This window comes from Enterobacter sp. D2 (assembly GCF_034427575.1).
GTDB classification, from domain to species: Bacteria; Pseudomonadota; Gammaproteobacteria; order Enterobacterales; family Enterobacteriaceae; genus Enterobacter; species Enterobacter cloacae_M.
The window spans coordinates 709,039-725,459 of record NZ_JAXQPP010000001.1; the positions used below are offsets into that span (position 1 = coordinate 709,039).

A 16,421-nucleotide genomic window follows, 5' to 3' on the forward strand; every position below is an offset into this window, starting at 1 on the left:
GGGATAACATATGTGTGACCAGCACCATGCCGACAGGCATATTTTATGCTCGCAATGCGATATGCTCGTGGCGTTGCCAGAGCTTGGTCACGGACATAAAGCCCTGTGTCCACGTTGCGGCGCAACGTTGACAACCGAGTGGGACGCGCCGCGGCAGCGTCCCACTGCTTACGCTCTGGCAGCATTGTTCATGCTGCTGCTCTCCAATCTCTTCCCCTTCATTTATATGAAGGTGGGAGGGATAACCAGCCAGGTGGATCTGCTTGAAATCCCGGGCGTGATGTTCTCGGAAGATTACGCCAGCCTCGGCACCTTTTTTCTCCTGTTTGTCCAGATAGTCCCGGCTTTTTGCCTGGTCGTTATCCTTTTGCTGGTCAACCGCGTCAGGATGCCCTCATCACTGAAAATCCGGCTCGCGCGTATCCTATTTCAGCTCAAAAGCTGGGGTATGGCCGAAATCTTTCTGGCGGGCATTCTGGTCAGTTTCGTGAAGCTCATGGCGTACGGTGATGTGGGGATCGGCAGCAGCTTTATTCCGTGGTGCCTGTACTGTGTCCTGCAGCTGCGCGCCTTCCAGTGCGTGGACAGGCGCTGGGCGTGGGATGATATCGCCCCGGCACCGACGCTTGCGCAGACGGTAAAAGTCGGCGTGCCCGGAATTCGTCAGGGGCTGCGTTCCTGCCCATGCTGCACCGCCGTGCTGCCCGCCGATCTCGACGTTTGTCCGCGCTGCGAAACGAAAGGTCACGTACGCCGTAAAAATAGCCTGCAGTGGACGATGGCGCTGCTGGTCACCTCCATCATGCTGTATCTGCCTGCCAATATTCTACCGATCATGATCACCGATTTGCTCGGCGACAAAATGCCCTCGACGATCCTGGCCGGGGTGATCCTGCTGTGGGGAGAAGGTTCCTATCCTGTCGCCGGCGTGATCTTTATCGCCAGTATTATGGTGCCAACCTTAAAAATGATCGCCATCGCCTGGCTCTGCTGGGATGCGAAGGGGCATGGAAAACGCGACAGCGAACGCATGCACCTGATTTATGAAGTGGTCGAGTTTGTCGGACGCTGGTCAATGATTGACGTGTTTGTCATCGCCGTTCTCTCTGCACTGGTGCGGATGGGCGGTTTGATGAGTATTTATCCCGCGATGGGGGCTTTAATGTTTGCACTGGTCGTGATTATGACCATGTTTGCGGCCATGACCTTCGACCCTCGTTTATCGTGGGATCGTGAGCCTGAATCAAGCCATGAGGAAGAGTAAGAGCATGGAAAATAAGAGTGGAGAGGCGAAAGTGCAGAAGGTCAAAAACTGGTCGCCGGTGTGGATTTTTCCCATCGTGACCGCGCTGATCGGTGCATGGATCCTGTTTTATCATTACAGCCATCAGGGACCGGAAGTCACGCTGATAACCACCAATGCCGAGGGGATTGAGGGCGGTAAAACGACCATCAAAAGCCGTAGCGTGGACGTGGGCGTGGTCGAAAGCGCAACCCTGACCGACGATTTAACCCATGTGGAAATTAAGGCGCGCCTTAATGCCGGCATGGAAAAACTGCTGCATGGCGATTCCGTTTTCTGGGTCGTTAAACCGCAGGTGGGACGTGAAGGGATCAGCGGTTTAGGGACGCTGCTCTCCGGAGCCTATATTGAACTGCAGCCCGGCACGAAGGGTAGCCAGCCGGGAAAATACCAGCTTCTGGATTCACCGCCGCTTGCGCCGCCTGATGCCAAGGGTATCCGCGTGATCCTCGACAGCAAAAAAGCGGGTCAGCTCACGGCGGGTGACCCGGTACTGTTCCGCGGCTACCGCGTCGGTTCCGTTGAAACCAGCACCTTCGATGCGCAAAAGCGTACCATTAGCTATCAGCTTTTCATCAATGCGCCAAACGATCGTCTGGTGACCAGCAACGTTCGTTTCTGGAAGGACAGCGGGATCGCGGTCGATCTTACGTCGGCGGGGATGCGCGTAGAAATGGGATCATTAACCACGCTGTTTGGCGGCGGGGTGAGCTTTGATGTTCCGGAAGGGCAGGATCTCGGGCAGCCGGTTGCCGAGAAAACGGCGTTCAGACTCTTTGACGATCAACGAAGCATTCAGGACGCGCTTTATACCGATCACATCGACTTCCTGATGTTCTTTAAAGACTCCGTCCGCGGTCTGCAGCCGGGCGCGCCCGTTGAGTTTCGCGGTATTCGTCTTGGTACGGTTGGACAAGTTCCGTTCTTTGTCCCGGGCCTGAGCCAGATGCTGGACGATGATTATCGTATTCCGGTGCTGATCCGTATCGAGCCGGAGCGTCTGCTGAACCAGATTGGCGAGAACCAGGATATCGCGGCGCATATTAACGAACTGATGAACCGTGGTCTGCGCGGGTCGCTGAAAACGGGTAACCTGGTGACGGGCGCGCTGTATGTGGATATGGACTTCTACCCGAAAGCACCGCCGATTACCGGTATTCGTGAATTCGGTGGCTACAAGATCATCCCAACGGTGAGCAGCGGTCTGGCTCAGATCCAACAGCGCCTGATGGAGACGCTGGATAAGATCAACAATCTGCCGCTGAATCCGATGATTGAAGCGGCGACGAACTCACTGAGCGAAAGCCAGGCAACGATGCGTCGTCTGCAAACCACGCTGGATAACATCAACAAGATCACGGCGAGCCAGAGCATGCAGCAGCTGCCGCAGGATATGCAGAAAACGCTGCGTGAGCTGAACCGCAGTATGCAGGGCTTCCAGCCGGGTTCAGCGGCCTACAACAAGATGGTGGCAGATATGCAGCGTCTTGATCAGGTCTTACGTGAACTGCAGCCGGTGCTGAAAACGCTCAACGAGAAGAGCAACGCGCTGGTGTTCGAAGCGAAAGATAAAAAGGATCCTGAGCCGAAGAGGGCAAAAGAATGAAAAAGTGGCTATTGATGGTTGGTGCTCTGCTGTTAACGGCGTGCAGCTCAGGGGTAGATAATAAAAGCTACTATCAGCTGCCTGTGGCTACCCACAGCGGTGGGCAAAGCACGACCAGCCAGGGAAGCCGCCAGCTGTGGGTTGAGCAGGTTGCCGTGCCGGATTATCTGGCAGGAAACGGCGTGGTCTATCAGACCAGCGACGTTAAATACGTGATTGCGACGAACAATCTGTGGGCCAGCCCGCTGGATCAGCAACTGCGCAACACGCTGGTGGCCAATCTGGGCAGTCAGCTTCCGGGCTGGGTTGTCGCGTCGCAGCCGCTGGGTAACGACCAGGATACGCTTAACGTCACTGTAACGGGCTTCCACGGCCGTTATGACGGTGCGGTGGTGATTAGCGGGGAGTGGTTGCTGAACCATCAGGGGCAGCTGATTAAGCGTCCTTTCCATCTGGAGCTGAAGCAGCAGAAAGATGGCTATGACGAAATGGTGAAAGTCCTGGCTCAGGGTTGGGCACAGGAGTCGGCCAGCATCGCGAGAGAAATTTCCCGGCTGCCATAAGTAAAATTCATCATTAAAAACCGCAGTTGGCCTCTCGCTGATTGCGGTTTTTTTTCGTTTTCAGTTCAGTTTGTTACTTGTGCCACGTCACAATTTTTGTACAAATGAACTTCCAGCTAGCTCACAAATATGACACCCGTATGAATTTTGAACATTGACGATGCGACTAATTCGGGGTATTCGTTATCTGTGCCTGTGCATTTAGTGCAGACACTGTTTTCTTTCCACCAGACAAAAGAATGAGGGAAACGAGGCATGAAGAGACAGAAACGAGATCGCCTGGAACGGGCTCATCAACGTGGTTATCAGGCCGGCATCGCTGGACGTTCTAAAGAAATGTGTCCTTATCAGACGATAAATCAAAGGTCACAATGGCTTGGAGGCTGGCGAGAAGCCATCGGCGACAGGGCACTCATAGCCTGATAACGTCTCTTTCAAAAAAGAAACCTCCGCAATGCGGAGGTTTCGCCTTTCTGGGGGTGCCAAAAGCACGATCAGAAAGCTGAAGTATCCTGGAACAGGCCAACTTTCAGGTCGCTTGCGCTATAGATCAGACGACCGTCGACCAGCACTTCGCCATCTGCCAGGCCCATAATCAGGCGGCGGTTAACGATGCGCTTGAAGTGAATGCGATAGGTCACTTTCTTCGCCGTAGGCAGAACCTGGCCAGTGAATTTTACTTCGCCCACGCCCAGCGCGCGGCCTTTACCTTCGCCGCCCAGCCAGCCCAGATAGAAGCCAACCAGCTGCCACATGGCATCCAGGCCCAGACAGCCAGGCATTACCGGATCGCCAATAAAGTGGCAACCGAAGAACCACAGGTCCGGGTTGATATCGAGTTCTGCTTCTACGTAACCCTTATCGAAGTTGCCGCCGGTTTCGGTCATTTTCACGACACGGTCCATCATCAGCATGTTCGGGGCCGGTAACTGTGGGCCTTTAGCGCCAAACAGTTCACCGCGACCAGAGGCAAGAAGATCTTCTTTTGTATAGGATTCGCGTTTATCTACCATGTTCTCAGTAAGCCTTATTTTAGTGAAGGACGCAGGATAGCTAACACGTGTACGCTGAACAAGTCCGATCAGTTCGAACTAAACCAGCCCAGCCAGCGTAACGGCCATGGATAACGATGACGAGCATCCTGCTGTGTCGCCTGAGCTATGCGCTCCTGGATAGTCTGCATCAGGGTGGTTTGCCCTTCGCCATCCCAAACCAGATTTGTCAGTAAGGGTAGAGCATCCTCAATCCCTTCGATGGCCCAGATGGCGAATTGCTCTTGCTCAACCGCATCCAGAATATCCTGACTGAGGCTCAAATGGCGTGCGTTGGGAGCAGGAATAATCACACCCTGTTTGCCGTTTAAACCGCGCTGCTGACAGATAGAGAAGAAGCCTTCAATTTTTTCGTTGAGGCCTCCCACTGGCTGTGCACGACCGAACTGATCCACCGAACCGGTGATCGCGATGTTCTGATTGATGGGCACTTCCGCCAGGGCGCTGATTAAGGCGCACAGCTCGGCCATAGAGGCGCTATCGCCATCCACTTCGCTGTAGGACTGCTCAAACGTCAGCGAGGCGGAGAAGGGGATCTGTTGCTCAAGCTGCAGCTCTGACATCAAAAACGCCTGCATGATCATCATGCCTTTCGCGTGAATGTTGCCGCCCAGCTCGGCTTTCCGTTCGATATCGGTGAACTCGCCATCGCCAATGTGCACAACGCAGCTGATACGGGACGGTTCCCCGAATGCGCGCGGATGACCGGGAAATTCAATCACCGACAGGGCGTTGATCTGCCCGACGCGTTCGCCTTCGGTTTCCACCAGAATTTGTTCCAGCAGAATTTCATCCTGCATACGGTCGGCAAGATAGCCTTCTCGCCACTCACGCTGAGCCAGCATCTGAGTGAGCTGTTCGCCGGTGAACGCCCCGTTACCGCTGATCACACCCACTTCACGCAACTGTTTGCCGATCCAGAGCGGGCAAAGCGGCAGCGTTTCCTGGTCACCGGTGTAGCGTACCGCTTCGCGGATTAAGCCCGGCCACGCGTCAGCCGCAGGGGTTGGCAGCGCAAAACGTTCAGCAACGGCCATCACCCACTGGCACCACTGCGCCATATCGTCGGCGTCAGCAATCTGGGTGTTGTCTTCGTATTCGCTATACACCGCCTGCTCAGCGAGTTCTGGCTCCATTTCCTGGAAGTCCGCCAGCGATTCACGGTCGCCCGTCAGCACGACGGTCAGCGACAGCGGCATAGACGGAACAGAGACAGGCAAAGGACGAGACTCATCGTAGCCGACCCAGTCGAAACGCTGCTGGTGCACGATAGTTTTCAGACGCATCCACAGCAGCGGCTGCGAGAGCAGGGTACGCAGTGAGATGATGAGAACACCGCCATTTGCGCGATGTACCAGCCCCGGCTGCAGCGAAAGTTCGCCATTAAACTGGCGCAGACAACCAAAGAGTTGTTCCGCCTCGACCCAGTTAGCGGTAATCACTTCGCCCTTAGCGGCAAAAAGGCCATCGGCCTGCGCCGCCGGTTCGAAAGTGACATCATGTCCCGCAATACGATACTGGCCGCCAAAAACTGCGTTCGCTTCCGGCTTCAGCTGGCGCACGGCATCTCCGAGCAGCGTCAGGTATTCCGCTTCTTCCGGGGCTTTGAGCAGCATGAAGGGCGCTGTTGCCCATGGGCTTAACACCTGCTCCAGCGCATAATGCAAACGAGGCTGCGTATCGCTAAGGATGAATTCGTGTTCTTTTGCGAGTTCGGGCTGTGCAAACAGTTCCTGGTAACTTTCGGTATCGGGAACAAGGTCACGCCATGCAAGTTTCGTAATGGTCAAAGTCGATGTTTTTTAGTCAGATGTAAAAGCGTGGAGTATACCGTAAGCGGGGGGCTGTACCCAAGCAGGATCGGGGATTTCGACAGGGCGATTGGCTGCATTCACTCACAGGATATGATTTCTTTTCAGCAGATTGCTAAAAAACTGATATTCTGAACAGAGTTACGTGGTAACACTGAGATCGCAATGAAATATCAACAACTGGAAAATCTCGAAAGCGGCTGGAAATGGAAGTACCTGGTCAAAAAGCACCGTGAAGGGGAGCTGATCACCTGCTACATCGAAGCCAGCGCTGCGCAAGAAGCCGTGGATATTTTGCTGACCCTCGAAAATGAACCGGTACAGGTTAACGGTTGGATTGAGAAACACATCAATCCTGCGTTATTAAACCGGATGAAGCAAACTATTCGCGCGCGACGCAAACGGCATTTTAATGCTGAGCATCAGCACACTCGCAAAAAATCAATCGATCTGGAGTTCGTTGTCTGGCAACGCCTGGCTGGGCTGGCACAACGACGGGGCAAAACGCTTTCGGAAACCATCGTGCAGCTGATTGAGGATGCCGAACATAAAGAGAAGTACGCCAACCAGATGTCGACGCTGAAGAACGACCTTCAGGCGCTGTTGGGTAAAAAATAGATTTTTCTTTTACTCAGGCAATAAAAAACCCCGCGTTGCGGGGTTTTTTTATAAGACGATAACTTATGCCGCTGGCTGAGTTACAACGTCTTTGATGCCTTTAACTTCGATCTCTACGCGACGATCTGGAGCCAGGCAGTCGATCAGTGCAGCGCGAGCTTTCACGTTGTCACAGGTGTTGCCAGTAACTGGGTTAGATTCGCCCATACCACGTGGGGAGATCTTGTTAGCTGGGATACCTTTAGAGATCAGGTAATCAACAACAGACTGAGCACGTTTCTCAGACAGTTTCTGGTTGTAAGCGTCAGAACCGATACGGTCGGTGAAGCCCAGAACCACTACGGAACCGTCTTTAGGATCCAGGTTGCTCAGCTGGGTGTACAGCTGATCCAGTGCCTGCTGGCCTTCTGGTTTCAGAGTCGCTTTGTTGAAGTTGAACAGAACGTCAGACTTCAGAGTGAAGTGCTTGGTCTGTACTTCTGGAGCTGGAGCCGGCGCTGGAGCAACAACTGGTGCTGCTTCTTCCTGCTGGCCGAAACGGTAGGAAACACCTACGCTCAGCATGCCGTTGTCTGGACGAACACCAACGGTGTTGCCGTCGCCGATGTTGTTAACCCACTGGTATTCCAGACGGGTAGCGATGTCACGGGTCATAGCCCACTCAACGCCACCAGCGAATACTGGGGAAACACCGGTGTCATGGTTGTCACCAGAGATGTTGTTGCTGGAATCTGCGCGCCATACCATGCCGCCCAGACGGGTGTACACGTCCAGATCGTCAGTGATTGGGTAGCCCAGTTTAGCGGTCAGCTGAACGCCCTGTGCTTTGAAAGCGCCGTTGATGGTGTCGCCTTTGTATGGCATACGACCTAACCAGTCGTAACCCATTTCAAAACCAACATACGGGTTAACCTGATAGCCACCGAACGCACCTGCACCAAGCTGGCTCTCGTGAGTTGGGCCATCATTGTTCAGGCTGCTGTTGTACCAGCCGGTGTCATGGAACTGAGACCAGCCCAGTTTACCACCTGCATACCAGGTATTATCTTTCGGAGCGGCCTGCGCTACGGTAGCGAAGCCAGCCAGTGCCACTGCAATCGCGATAGCTGTCTTTTTCATTTTTTGCGCCTCGTTATCATCCAAAATTCGCCATGAAAGTCTCAGGAGAGAATCACGGTTAAATCCTTCACCGGGGGGCGTGGTCAAATATAAATCTACCGATATCTTCGGCTTAGGCCGAGCACCCCTGGCGATGTAAAGTCTACAACGTAGCTGAAAACTTACAAGTGTGAAGTCCGTCAGGCATATGAAAAAAAAAGTTCCGTATACCGATTATTTAACATTTTTCGAACGAATTTTGTGCAATAAAATTAAGGAGAACCGCACCAGACAAGCCTTGCCGCAATTTTGTGACCGGGAACTTTAATGCCATCTTGAGGTCAAAAAAAATTCCAGGAAAAATCTTAATTTCACTCAATGATACAAATTTGAGTGAATTTTTAGCCCAGAAAGTTGTCCTCTGCGGTAAGAATCCGATCGAACCGGACGCATAATGAACCCGATCGCATTCCCTTCTTCGGCTGCTTCAGTCAGACGGTAATGCTCCTCTTCCGTCAGTTCTTCCGGTAACCATCCAATCACCACGCTGTAATTTCCGGTGCGTAAGGCGCGGATCATCGATTCTACGGTATCGCACGGCGGGAGCTGATTAATTTGCATGACCTTGGTAAGCGGAAGGCCTGCGGACTGAACCCACTCACGGCTCAGTTTTTGCTGAGGCGTGAGCCAAAGCTGCCAGCGCGATTGCTGACCAAGCTGTTGTAATAACGGCAACAACAGAAGTTGCGTCAACAGGGGCTGGTCTTCACGATAAACCACTTCACTGATAAGCCCCGTGGAAACACGCTCGACGGAATTCTGCGCGACATTGCCTGCGGTAGAAGAGAGAGAGGTTGAGCGATTTGCATAGCCTGAAGTGTGCATATTCATTCCAGCCCTGTAGTTACTGTATGGATATACAGTAACCCCTGTATGCATAAAGATCAACCTCATTTTCGGAAAGCGACTCGCAAAATTCATTCAATGTTGATGTCCCTCGAAAAATCATCTTGCTCATCGGCGATAAGTTGCCTATTTTCCTGCTAACGGATCCGCTAGTAGGAAATTTCGTTGTTACTTTATGATTTTGAAGGGAAATATCATGAAAAAGATATCTTATGAACGGATTTATAAATCCCAGGAATACCTCTCCCCGTTGGGCGAGATTCATCATCGCGCGCTGTTTGGAGGCTATACCCTGGCGGTGGATGATGCGGTTTTTGCCATGGTGTCAGACGGAGAGCTTTATCTTCGCGCCTGTGAGGAGAGTGCGAAATACTGTGTAAAAAATGCCTCCTCTTTTTTAACGTTGATGAAGCGAGGCCGCCCGGTGCTGCTCAACTATTATCGTGTGGATGATGGATTATGGCAGGACAGGGAGCGGTTGCTTCAGCTCTCCTCGTTTGCGCTCAGTGCGGCAAGAAAAGAACGCTATCAGCGCCATCAACGAAACCGACTTAAGGATCTGCCAAACCTGACCTTTCAGCTTGAAGTCTTGCTCTTTGAAGCTGGCATCACCAATGAGGAAACGCTGCGGGCGCTGGGTGCAAGAGCGAGCTGGCTAAAGATGCGGGCAAAAAACAAAGCGCTCAGTATTAAAGTTCTCTTCGCGCTGGAAGGGGCTATCGAGGGGCTGCATGAGGCGGCACTCCCGGCAGGCATTCGCCGGGAGCTAACGGAGTGGTTTAATGCGCTGCCTGAGCCACAGGAGAATCACTCCTCCAGGTAGCGATTTGCTGTTGCAGCCGGCAAATTTCAGGCAGCAGAGCGATAAGCAGGCCTATCTGCTGAAGTACCAGCGGCGCTTTGCTGTCGTTTCCAGGGTCAAGATGCGCAATGCGTTGAGCCAGTTCATCCAGCGCCTGTTGAACGCGCGGCTCATCGGCCGGTCGGTGATGAAGTGCGTCATCGACATAACAGACGGCATCATCGAGCAGGTTGAGAATGCCCGGGTTGGTGAGTTTCTCACGGTGGGCACCGAGCGTCGAAATATAGCTGGTGAACGTATGGTTCAGGCAGAGCAGGCGGAACGCAGTCTCACGGATCTCCGCCGTGGCCCGAGGCTCCGTTGACATGTTAGAGACAACGGAGGCCAGTTCTGCGTCACTGTTATGCGCGTCGCGACGGGCTATCCGATAAGCCAGGCGGTTATCACGCCCCTGGTGGTACTGCTCCAGGATTGCGTCAAGGTATCGACAGTTGGCGTTCATCGCCCTGTCCACTACGCGCGGCAAATTGCGGAAACGCCAGTCCGGCCAGATAAAGCTGACCGCGGCCCAGGCAATCGCACAGCCAATCAGGGTATCGATCACGCGGGGCAGGGCAACTTCAAACCCTTCACCCAGCAGGTTAAAGCAGAGCAGCACCAGCAGCGTAATGAACATGGTGGCGTGGGCGTACTGCACGTTGCGAAACGCGAAGAACAGCACGCCGGTGATCACAATCAGGATCAGTTGACCTTCAACGGAGGGCACGAAATAGAGCACCGGAAGGCCAATCGCGACGCCGACCAGCGTGCCGATAATACGCAGCGCAAGACGGTGTCGGGTGGCGTTATAGTTCGGCTGGCAGACGAACAGGCTGGTCAGCAGGATCCAGTAGCCGTGGTGCAGCCCGGTTATCTGGATTAAGGCATACCCCACGCACAGCACAAGCGACATTCTTACCGCGTGGCGAAAGAGTGCCGACTCAGGCGTAAAGTTGCGGCTCAGCCGCAGCCACATATCGCTAACGCTGTGCACGCTGTCATCAGCAAGCTGATTTTCCACCTCACTGCCCGGCAGCGCCATCGCCTGTTCGGACTCAATGGTTGCCAGCTGAGCATCAATCGCCCGCAGGTTGTTAAGCAGAAAGCCCAGCGCTTTGATGTGCTCCTGTGACGTTCCGCTGGCCTGAACGCGGTCGAGCGCCGCATCAAGATGGCTGAATACGCGTTCAAAGCGGGGGTCATGCTGATAGGGCGTGCGCAGCAGAATAGACCGCGAGAGCTGCTGACACGCCTGGGACTGCATGGACAGCAGGCGCTGGAAGCGGAACATCACGTCGCTGTAGCGGAACTTCTCGCGCAGGGCAGCATACTGAACGTGCGAGGAGCTGGCGCGTTCATGAATATCCTGGGCGGCAAAATAGTAGTGTAAGGTCCTTCGGGTTCCGCGCTGGCCGCGATCGCCGCGCAGACGGGTAAGCAGAGAGGCTTTTGTCTGGTTAAGGGTGGCGACCAGCTGGCCGTTTGCCAGAGCCAGATCGTAGAGCGGAGCCTGGCTTTCTTCCTCGATATCCGGGTCGAACAGCCGGGATTTCAGTTCCAGATAGTGGGCTAACTGCTCAAAGCTGCGGGCAAGGTTATCCTGCAGCGGGCGAACCGGGAAGATCAGATGACCGGTTAGCGTCAGTAGATTATACCAGATGGCGCCCAGCATCAGGAGAACCGGCTGCTGGTACCACTGGTCATACAGGGAAACGCCCAGCATGGTGTAGATGGCGATCAGCAATGCACCAAACGCGATGGTGGCATAGCGTTGCCCGAGGCCGCCCAGCAAAATAAACCCGCTGGTTGAGAGCGTAAGGCCCAGGGCAAACAGCCAGGGCCACGGGAAAAGCAGCTCAACGGACGCTGAAGCAATGAAAAAGCAGACGAGCGTAATGACCAGGTTACGTAAACGCCCGGCCAGACGATCGTCCAGGTCCGCCAGCGCCCCGGCCACCACCCCCAGCGTGAGCGGAATGGTGAGTTTGACATCATTCAGCCACCAGGGCAGGGCTGCCGTGCCGCAAAGCGCGATAAATATCCTGACGTTGTATAGCCAGGTGCTGTTCCAGGTATAACGGCGAAGCAGTGGGCTTAGCATAAACGCGGCCGGTCCTTATTTACTGAAAACGACGACGCGCGTTTGCTTCACGCGCCGCCTGGGCCACTTCTACCGGAACAACCCTGCGACCGACGGGCCAAAGGGCGATGGCGGCGATCTTAAAGTTCGCGATCCCCACCGGAATGCCAATAATCGTGATGCACTGTGCAATACCGGCAAAAATATGCATGATGCACAGCCACCAGCCGAAGAAAATCAGCCACAGAATGTTCAGCAGGGTTCCGCCCGTATTCATCAGGGCGTTTTTGCTCTCCGGATTCAGCTCGTCAACGTGGATGGCTTCATTCCCGTAGGGGATTAAGGAGAGTTTAGTGATTTCCCAGCAGGAACGGGTCAGGGGAAGCGTGAAAATCAGGACGATGCTCACCAGCGTGGCAAAAAGCCAGGAAAGGGTGGTGGCAAAACCGCCCAGCACAAAATTCAACACATTCAGAACGGTACGCATAAACCCTCACTTCCTTTCGATAAAATTAACGCCCAATGATTGTAACGTTTTTTTAGGCTGGAGCACCTTAAAACTGGCAGTTAAACTGTCAGGTAAATTATCTCTTCGTGGATTTGGCGGAACATGGAACTGAAAGCAACCTCGTTAGGCAAACGCCTGGCGCAACACCCTTACGACAGGGTGGTTCTCCTTAATGCCGGGGTGAAAGTCTCCGGGGAACGCCACGAATACCTTATTCCGTTTAACCAGCTTCTGGCTATCCACTGTAAACGCGGGCTGGTGTGGGGCGAGCTGGAGTTCGTTCTGCCTGACGATAAAGTCGTGCGTCTTCACGGCACCGAGTGGGCGGAAACCCAGCGTTTCCATCATCACCTGAACGCGCTGTGGCAGCAGTGGAGCCAGGATATGAGCGTAATTGCCGCCCAGGTGCTCCAGCAGGTGCTGGACGATATCGCGCAGAGCAACGCGCAACACGCGTGGCTGACCCGTCAGCAGACCGCCGGGCTGCAGCAAAAGATCCGACAGGCACTCTCGGCGCTGCCGCTCTCCGTGACGCGTCTCGACGAGTTTGACAACTGTCGCGACGCCTGGCGCCAGTGTCAGGCCTGGCTGAACGATAAGGATAAAAGCCGTCTCGCTCATAATCAGGCCTGGACGGACGCCATGCTCACCCAATACGCCGACTTTTTCAGTACGGTGGAATCTTCACCGCTCAATCCGGCCCAGGCGCGCGCGGTGGTCAACGGCGAGCAGTCGCTGCTGGTGCTGGCGGGGGCCGGTAGCGGTAAAACGTCGGTGCTGGTGGCGCGTGCCGGCTGGCTGCTGACGACCGGAGAAGCGGTAGCCGATCAAATACTGCTTCTGGCCTTTGGCCGCAAGGCTGCCCAGGAGATGGACGAACGTATCCAGGAGCGCCTGCACACCCGGGATATCACGGCCAGAACCTTCCATGCCCTTGCGCTGCATATTATTCAGCAGGGCAGTAAAAAAGTGCCTTCCATCAGTAAGCTGGAAAACGACGCGCAGGCGCGTCAGGCGCTGTTCATCAAAACGTGGCGCCAGCAGTGCAGTGAGAAAAAAGCGCAGGCGAAAGGGTGGCGTCAGTGGCTGGAGGAGGAGCTCGGCTGGGAGGTGCCAGAGGGCAGCTTCTGGCAGGATGACAAACTGGCGCGTCGTCTGGGTTCGCGACTTGACCGCTGGGTCAGCCTGATGCGAATGCACGGTGGAACGCAGGCAGAGATGATTGAAAGCGCGCCGGAGGCGATCCGCGATCTGTTTTCGAAACGGGTCAAGCTGATGGCTCCGCTGCTGAAAGCCTGGAAAACCGCGCTGAAAGAGGAAAATGCCGTCGATTTCTCGGGTTTAATCCATCAGGCCATCATCATTCTTGAAAAGGGACGTTTTGTCAGCCCGTGGAAACACATTCTGGTGGATGAGTTCCAGGACATCTCTCCGCAGCGTGCTGCACTGCTCTCGGCGCTAAGGGCGCAAAATAAACATACGTCGCTGTTTGCGGTGGGTGACGACTGGCAGGCCATCTATCGCTTCAGCGGGGCGCAGCTCTCCCTGACGACCGCGTTCCACCACTATTTTGGCGAAGGGGATCGTAGCGATCTGGACACCACTTACCGCTTCAATTCACGCATTGGTGAGATCGCCAACCGCTTTATCCAGCAAAACCCGCATCAGCTGGCCAAGCCGCTCAATAGCCTGCGCCCAGGGGATAAAAAAGCGGTCACCCTGCTGGCGGATGACCAGCTGGAGCCGCTGCTGGACAAGCTCAGCGGCTACGCGAAGCCCGATGAACGTATTCTGGTACTGGCGCGCTACCATCACCTTAAGCCCGCGGCGCTGGAAAAAGCCGCCACCCGCTGGCCGAAACTGCAGCTTGAATTTATGACCATTCACGCCAGCAAAGGGCAGCAGGCTGACTATGTGATTGTGGTGGGGCTGAAAGAGGGGAGCGACGGTTTCCCGGCTCCGGCCCGCGAGTCGGTGATGGAAGAGGCCCTGCTGCCGGTGCCGGAAGATTTCCCGGATGCCGAAGAGCGGCGTTTGCTGTATGTGGCCATCACCCGCGCGCGGCATCGCGTGTGGCTGCTGTTCAATAAAGAGGAGCCATCCGTGTTTGTCGATATCCTGAAGAGTATTGATGTGCCGGTAGCGCGTAAGCCATAACGATGTCAGGCAAGATTTTCCAGGCCGGGTAAGGCGTAGCCGCTACCCGGCAAAAAAGCTACTTCAGTCTATCGGAAAGATAACGCTGATAGTCCGGAATAAGGATATCAACCGGCGAGTTAAACTGCGGTGATTCGATGATGAAATCCGCCGTCGACAGGTTCGTCGCCACCGGAATATTCCACACCGTCGCCAGGCGCAGCAGCGCTTTAACATCCGGATCGTGCGGAACCGCGTTCAGCGGGTCCCAGAAGAAGATCAGCACATCAATTTTCCCTTCGGAAATCTGCGCGCCGACCTGCTGATCGCCGCCCATCGGACCGCTCAGCATGGCATTCACCTGCAGACCCGTTTCGCGCTGGATCAGGTTACCGGTGGTGCCGGTCGCCGACAGGGCGTGCTTTTCCAGCGAAGACTGATGGCGGCGAACCCAGTTAAGCAGCATTTGTTTACAGTGATCGTGCGCCACAAGAGCAATGTGTTTGCGCTCAGGCAGCGTGCGTGTTGTCAATTCCATAATCATATCCATCAGGTTAACTGACTACACGATGACGGGAACCGTCTGACGCTGCAAGAGAAAGGCGTAAAAAATGTGGCTTATGATGAAGGTTGTTGTTTTGCCCACTGTAAAAATCGGGCCCGCGTGTCGGGATCGGCCTGCTGGAACCAGAATTTAAGGCGCTGTTCCGTCAGGGTCTGGGACTGGGGAGGAATAACGTCCAGTTCAGAGACGCCGGATAAAAGCGTACTGTCGTCCGCCATCATGGTGGCAAACTGCGGAAGCGAGGCGCGTTTCCCCGCTTTATTATAGGTCTGGGTCGCGGCCTCGTAATCCGGGCCTTTCGGTGAGGTGGTTAACGCCAGAATATCCAGCTTCACCGGAATCGGCATCGCATCCCCGTCCAGCAGTTCAACGCGGGGTGACGCGTCGAAGGCCGCAGATTCCTTCTCCGTTTCAAGGCGAGGCAGGGTGATATTCACCTGACTGATTTGCCGGGTATTAAAGCTGACAATCAGCGGCGGGGAGATGTACATCCGTTGCTCGTGATTAGCCAGACCGATCGGCTTTTCTACCCGGAAGACCAGCTGATGCGGCCCGTTATCTAACTCGATACTGTCCGCACCGCGCAATAATGAGCTGGAGACCTTTTTTCCGTCCAGTACAAGGAGATCAATGTCGGTAGAGAGCCGGAGCGTGGTAGCAAAAACGCAGACCGGCATCACTAACGCAATCAGAGCAGTGGCAATACCGGTTTTCATAGAAGGCTCCCGTCAGAAATCCTGTCGCCGCATTAATGTATCTAAATTTTTCGATAATCACGTTTACTAACATATAGACATATTTCACCGTTTTGCCCTCATGCATCTGTATGGGATGGATGGTTGAGATGTGCGGTTTGGCGTACACTTTCAAAAAAGCCAGGAGAAAAACCATGAAAGAGAACGATATTGCCGAGATTCTGACATCCACGCGTACCATTGCGCTGGTGGGCGCGAGCGATAAACCCGATCGCCCAAGCTATCGGGTGATGAAATACCTTCTCGATCAGGGCTATCACGTTATCCCGGTCTCGCCAAAAGTGGCGGGGAAAACCTTATTGGGCCAGCAGGGTTATGCCACGCTCGCTGAGGTGCCGGAAAAAATTGATATGGTCGATGTCTTCCGTAATTCCGAGGCGGCGTGGGAAGTGGCGCAGGACGCTATCGCCGTAGGGGCAAAAACGCTGTGGATGCAGCTGGGTGTGATTAACGAGCAGGCCGCCGTGCTGGCGCGGGATGCGGGGTTGAAGGTTGTCATGGACCGCTGTCCCGCGATTGACATCCCCCGTCTGGGGCTGGCGAAGTAATAAAAAAAAGCCCGTATCGGGCTTTTTTTAC

At 54.6% G+C, this 16,421-nt stretch carries 16 protein-coding genes; 8 read left to right on the plus strand and 8 right to left on the minus strand.

Going from position 1 to position 16,421, the window contains the following annotated elements; all coding sequences use genetic code 11:
- Positions 1 to 10 precede the first annotated feature (10 nt).
- The 4 genes from pqiA to rmf all read left to right on the plus strand — a co-directional run bounded on the left by pqiA (position 11) and on the right by rmf (position 3,895).
- A complete protein-coding gene (gene pqiA, locus SPG90_RS03270) occupies positions 11 to 1,264 on the plus strand; it encodes a membrane integrity-associated transporter subunit PqiA (protein ID WP_023311024.1) in 1,254 nt (417 codons plus the stop codon).
- 4 nt (positions 1,265 to 1,268) lie between these two features.
- The gene (gene pqiB, locus SPG90_RS03275) at positions 1,269 to 2,909 is read left to right on the plus strand and encodes an intermembrane transport protein PqiB (RefSeq protein ID WP_023311025.1); all 1,641 of its coding nucleotides are present in this window, start codon (positions 1,269 to 1,271) and stop codon (positions 2,907 to 2,909) included.
- On the plus strand, positions 2,906 to 3,472 hold the full coding sequence (gene pqiC / locus SPG90_RS03280; RefSeq protein WP_045354504.1) for a membrane integrity-associated transporter subunit PqiC: 567 nt from the start codon (positions 2,906 to 2,908) through the stop codon (positions 3,470 to 3,472). The genes pqiB and pqiC overlap by 4 nt, the downstream gene beginning before the upstream one ends.
- A 255-nt stretch (positions 3,473 to 3,727) precedes the next feature.
- Positions 3,728 to 3,895, plus strand: coding sequence for a ribosome modulation factor (rmf, locus tag SPG90_RS03285; RefSeq protein WP_013097261.1), 168 nt, complete (start codon positions 3,728 to 3,730; stop codon positions 3,893 to 3,895).
- A 71-nt stretch (positions 3,896 to 3,966) separates the two neighbouring features.
- On the opposite strand, the gene fabA is transcribed toward rmf, so the two are convergent.
- Together fabA and SPG90_RS03295 are read right to left on the minus strand one after the other, a co-directional pair.
- Positions 3,967 to 4,485 (minus strand): 3-hydroxyacyl-[acyl-carrier-protein] dehydratase FabA, encoded by a 519-nt coding sequence (fabA, locus tag SPG90_RS03290; RefSeq protein ID WP_008499931.1) that lies wholly within the window; start codon positions 4,483 to 4,485, stop codon positions 3,967 to 3,969.
- A 68-nt stretch (positions 4,486 to 4,553) separates the two neighbouring features.
- Complete coding sequence (locus SPG90_RS03295) at positions 4,554 to 6,314, minus strand: AAA family ATPase (RefSeq protein ID WP_045354505.1); 1,761 nt, start codon at positions 6,312 to 6,314, stop codon at positions 4,554 to 4,556.
- 186 nt (positions 6,315 to 6,500) lie between these two features.
- Between SPG90_RS03295 and matP the strand changes: the two genes are divergently transcribed.
- The gene (matP, locus tag SPG90_RS03300; RefSeq protein WP_008499929.1) at positions 6,501 to 6,953 is read left to right on the plus strand and encodes a macrodomain Ter protein MatP; all 453 of its coding nucleotides are present in this window, start codon (positions 6,501 to 6,503) and stop codon (positions 6,951 to 6,953) included.
- A 63-nt stretch (positions 6,954 to 7,016) separates the two neighbouring features.
- Here matP and ompA read toward each other — a convergent pair whose 3' ends face one another.
- Both ompA and sulA read right to left on the minus strand, forming a co-directional pair.
- The gene (gene ompA, locus SPG90_RS03305) at positions 7,017 to 8,072 is read right to left on the minus strand and encodes a porin OmpA (protein ID WP_023311028.1); all 1,056 of its coding nucleotides are present in this window, start codon (positions 8,070 to 8,072) and stop codon (positions 7,017 to 7,019) included.
- A 354-nt stretch (positions 8,073 to 8,426) separates the two neighbouring features.
- Complete coding sequence (sulA, locus tag SPG90_RS03310; RefSeq protein WP_032668147.1) at positions 8,427 to 8,936, minus strand: SOS-induced cell division inhibitor SulA; 510 nt, start codon at positions 8,934 to 8,936, stop codon at positions 8,427 to 8,429.
- Between the two features lie 217 nt (positions 8,937 to 9,153).
- Here sulA and SPG90_RS03315 point away from each other — a divergent pair, with 217 nt between their 5' ends.
- Positions 9,154 to 9,780: a TfoX/Sxy family DNA transformation protein gene (locus SPG90_RS03315; protein WP_023311030.1), complete on the plus strand. Its 627-nt coding sequence runs from the start codon at positions 9,154 to 9,156 to the stop codon at positions 9,778 to 9,780.
- On the opposite strand, the gene yccS is transcribed toward SPG90_RS03315, so the two are convergent.
- Together yccS and SPG90_RS03325 are read right to left on the minus strand one after the other, a co-directional pair.
- Positions 9,737 to 11,899, minus strand: coding sequence for a YccS family putative transporter (yccS, locus tag SPG90_RS03320; RefSeq protein WP_322407928.1), 2,163 nt, complete (start codon positions 11,897 to 11,899; stop codon positions 9,737 to 9,739). The genes SPG90_RS03315 and yccS overlap by 44 nt on opposite strands.
- 19 nt (positions 11,900 to 11,918) lie before the next feature.
- Entirely contained in the window at positions 11,919 to 12,365 is a 447-nt protein-coding gene (locus SPG90_RS03325) for a YccF domain-containing protein (RefSeq protein WP_023311032.1), read from the minus strand.
- A 123-nt stretch (positions 12,366 to 12,488) separates the two neighbouring features.
- Here SPG90_RS03325 and helD point away from each other — a divergent pair, with 123 nt between their 5' ends.
- Positions 12,489 to 14,543: a DNA helicase IV gene (gene helD / locus SPG90_RS03330; RefSeq protein WP_126302788.1), complete on the plus strand. Its 2,055-nt coding sequence runs from the start codon at positions 12,489 to 12,491 to the stop codon at positions 14,541 to 14,543.
- 58 nt (positions 14,544 to 14,601) lie between these two features.
- On the opposite strand, the gene mgsA is transcribed toward helD, so the two are convergent.
- Together mgsA and csgI are read right to left on the minus strand one after the other, a co-directional pair.
- On the minus strand, positions 14,602 to 15,060 hold the full coding sequence (gene mgsA, locus SPG90_RS03335; RefSeq protein WP_023311034.1) for a methylglyoxal synthase: 459 nt from the start codon (positions 15,058 to 15,060) through the stop codon (positions 14,602 to 14,604).
- Positions 15,061 to 15,140: 80 nt separating this feature from the next.
- A complete protein-coding gene (gene csgI / locus SPG90_RS03340) occupies positions 15,141 to 15,803 on the minus strand; it encodes a curli synthesis inhibitor (RefSeq protein WP_023311035.1) in 663 nt (220 codons plus the stop codon).
- 173 nt (positions 15,804 to 15,976) lie between these two features.
- Between csgI and SPG90_RS03345 the strand changes: the two genes are divergently transcribed.
- Positions 15,977 to 16,390, plus strand: a complete 414-nt coding sequence (locus SPG90_RS03345) for a CoA-binding protein (RefSeq protein ID WP_023311036.1) — start codon at positions 15,977 to 15,979, stop codon at positions 16,388 to 16,390.
- Positions 16,391 to 16,421 lie beyond the last annotated feature (31 nt).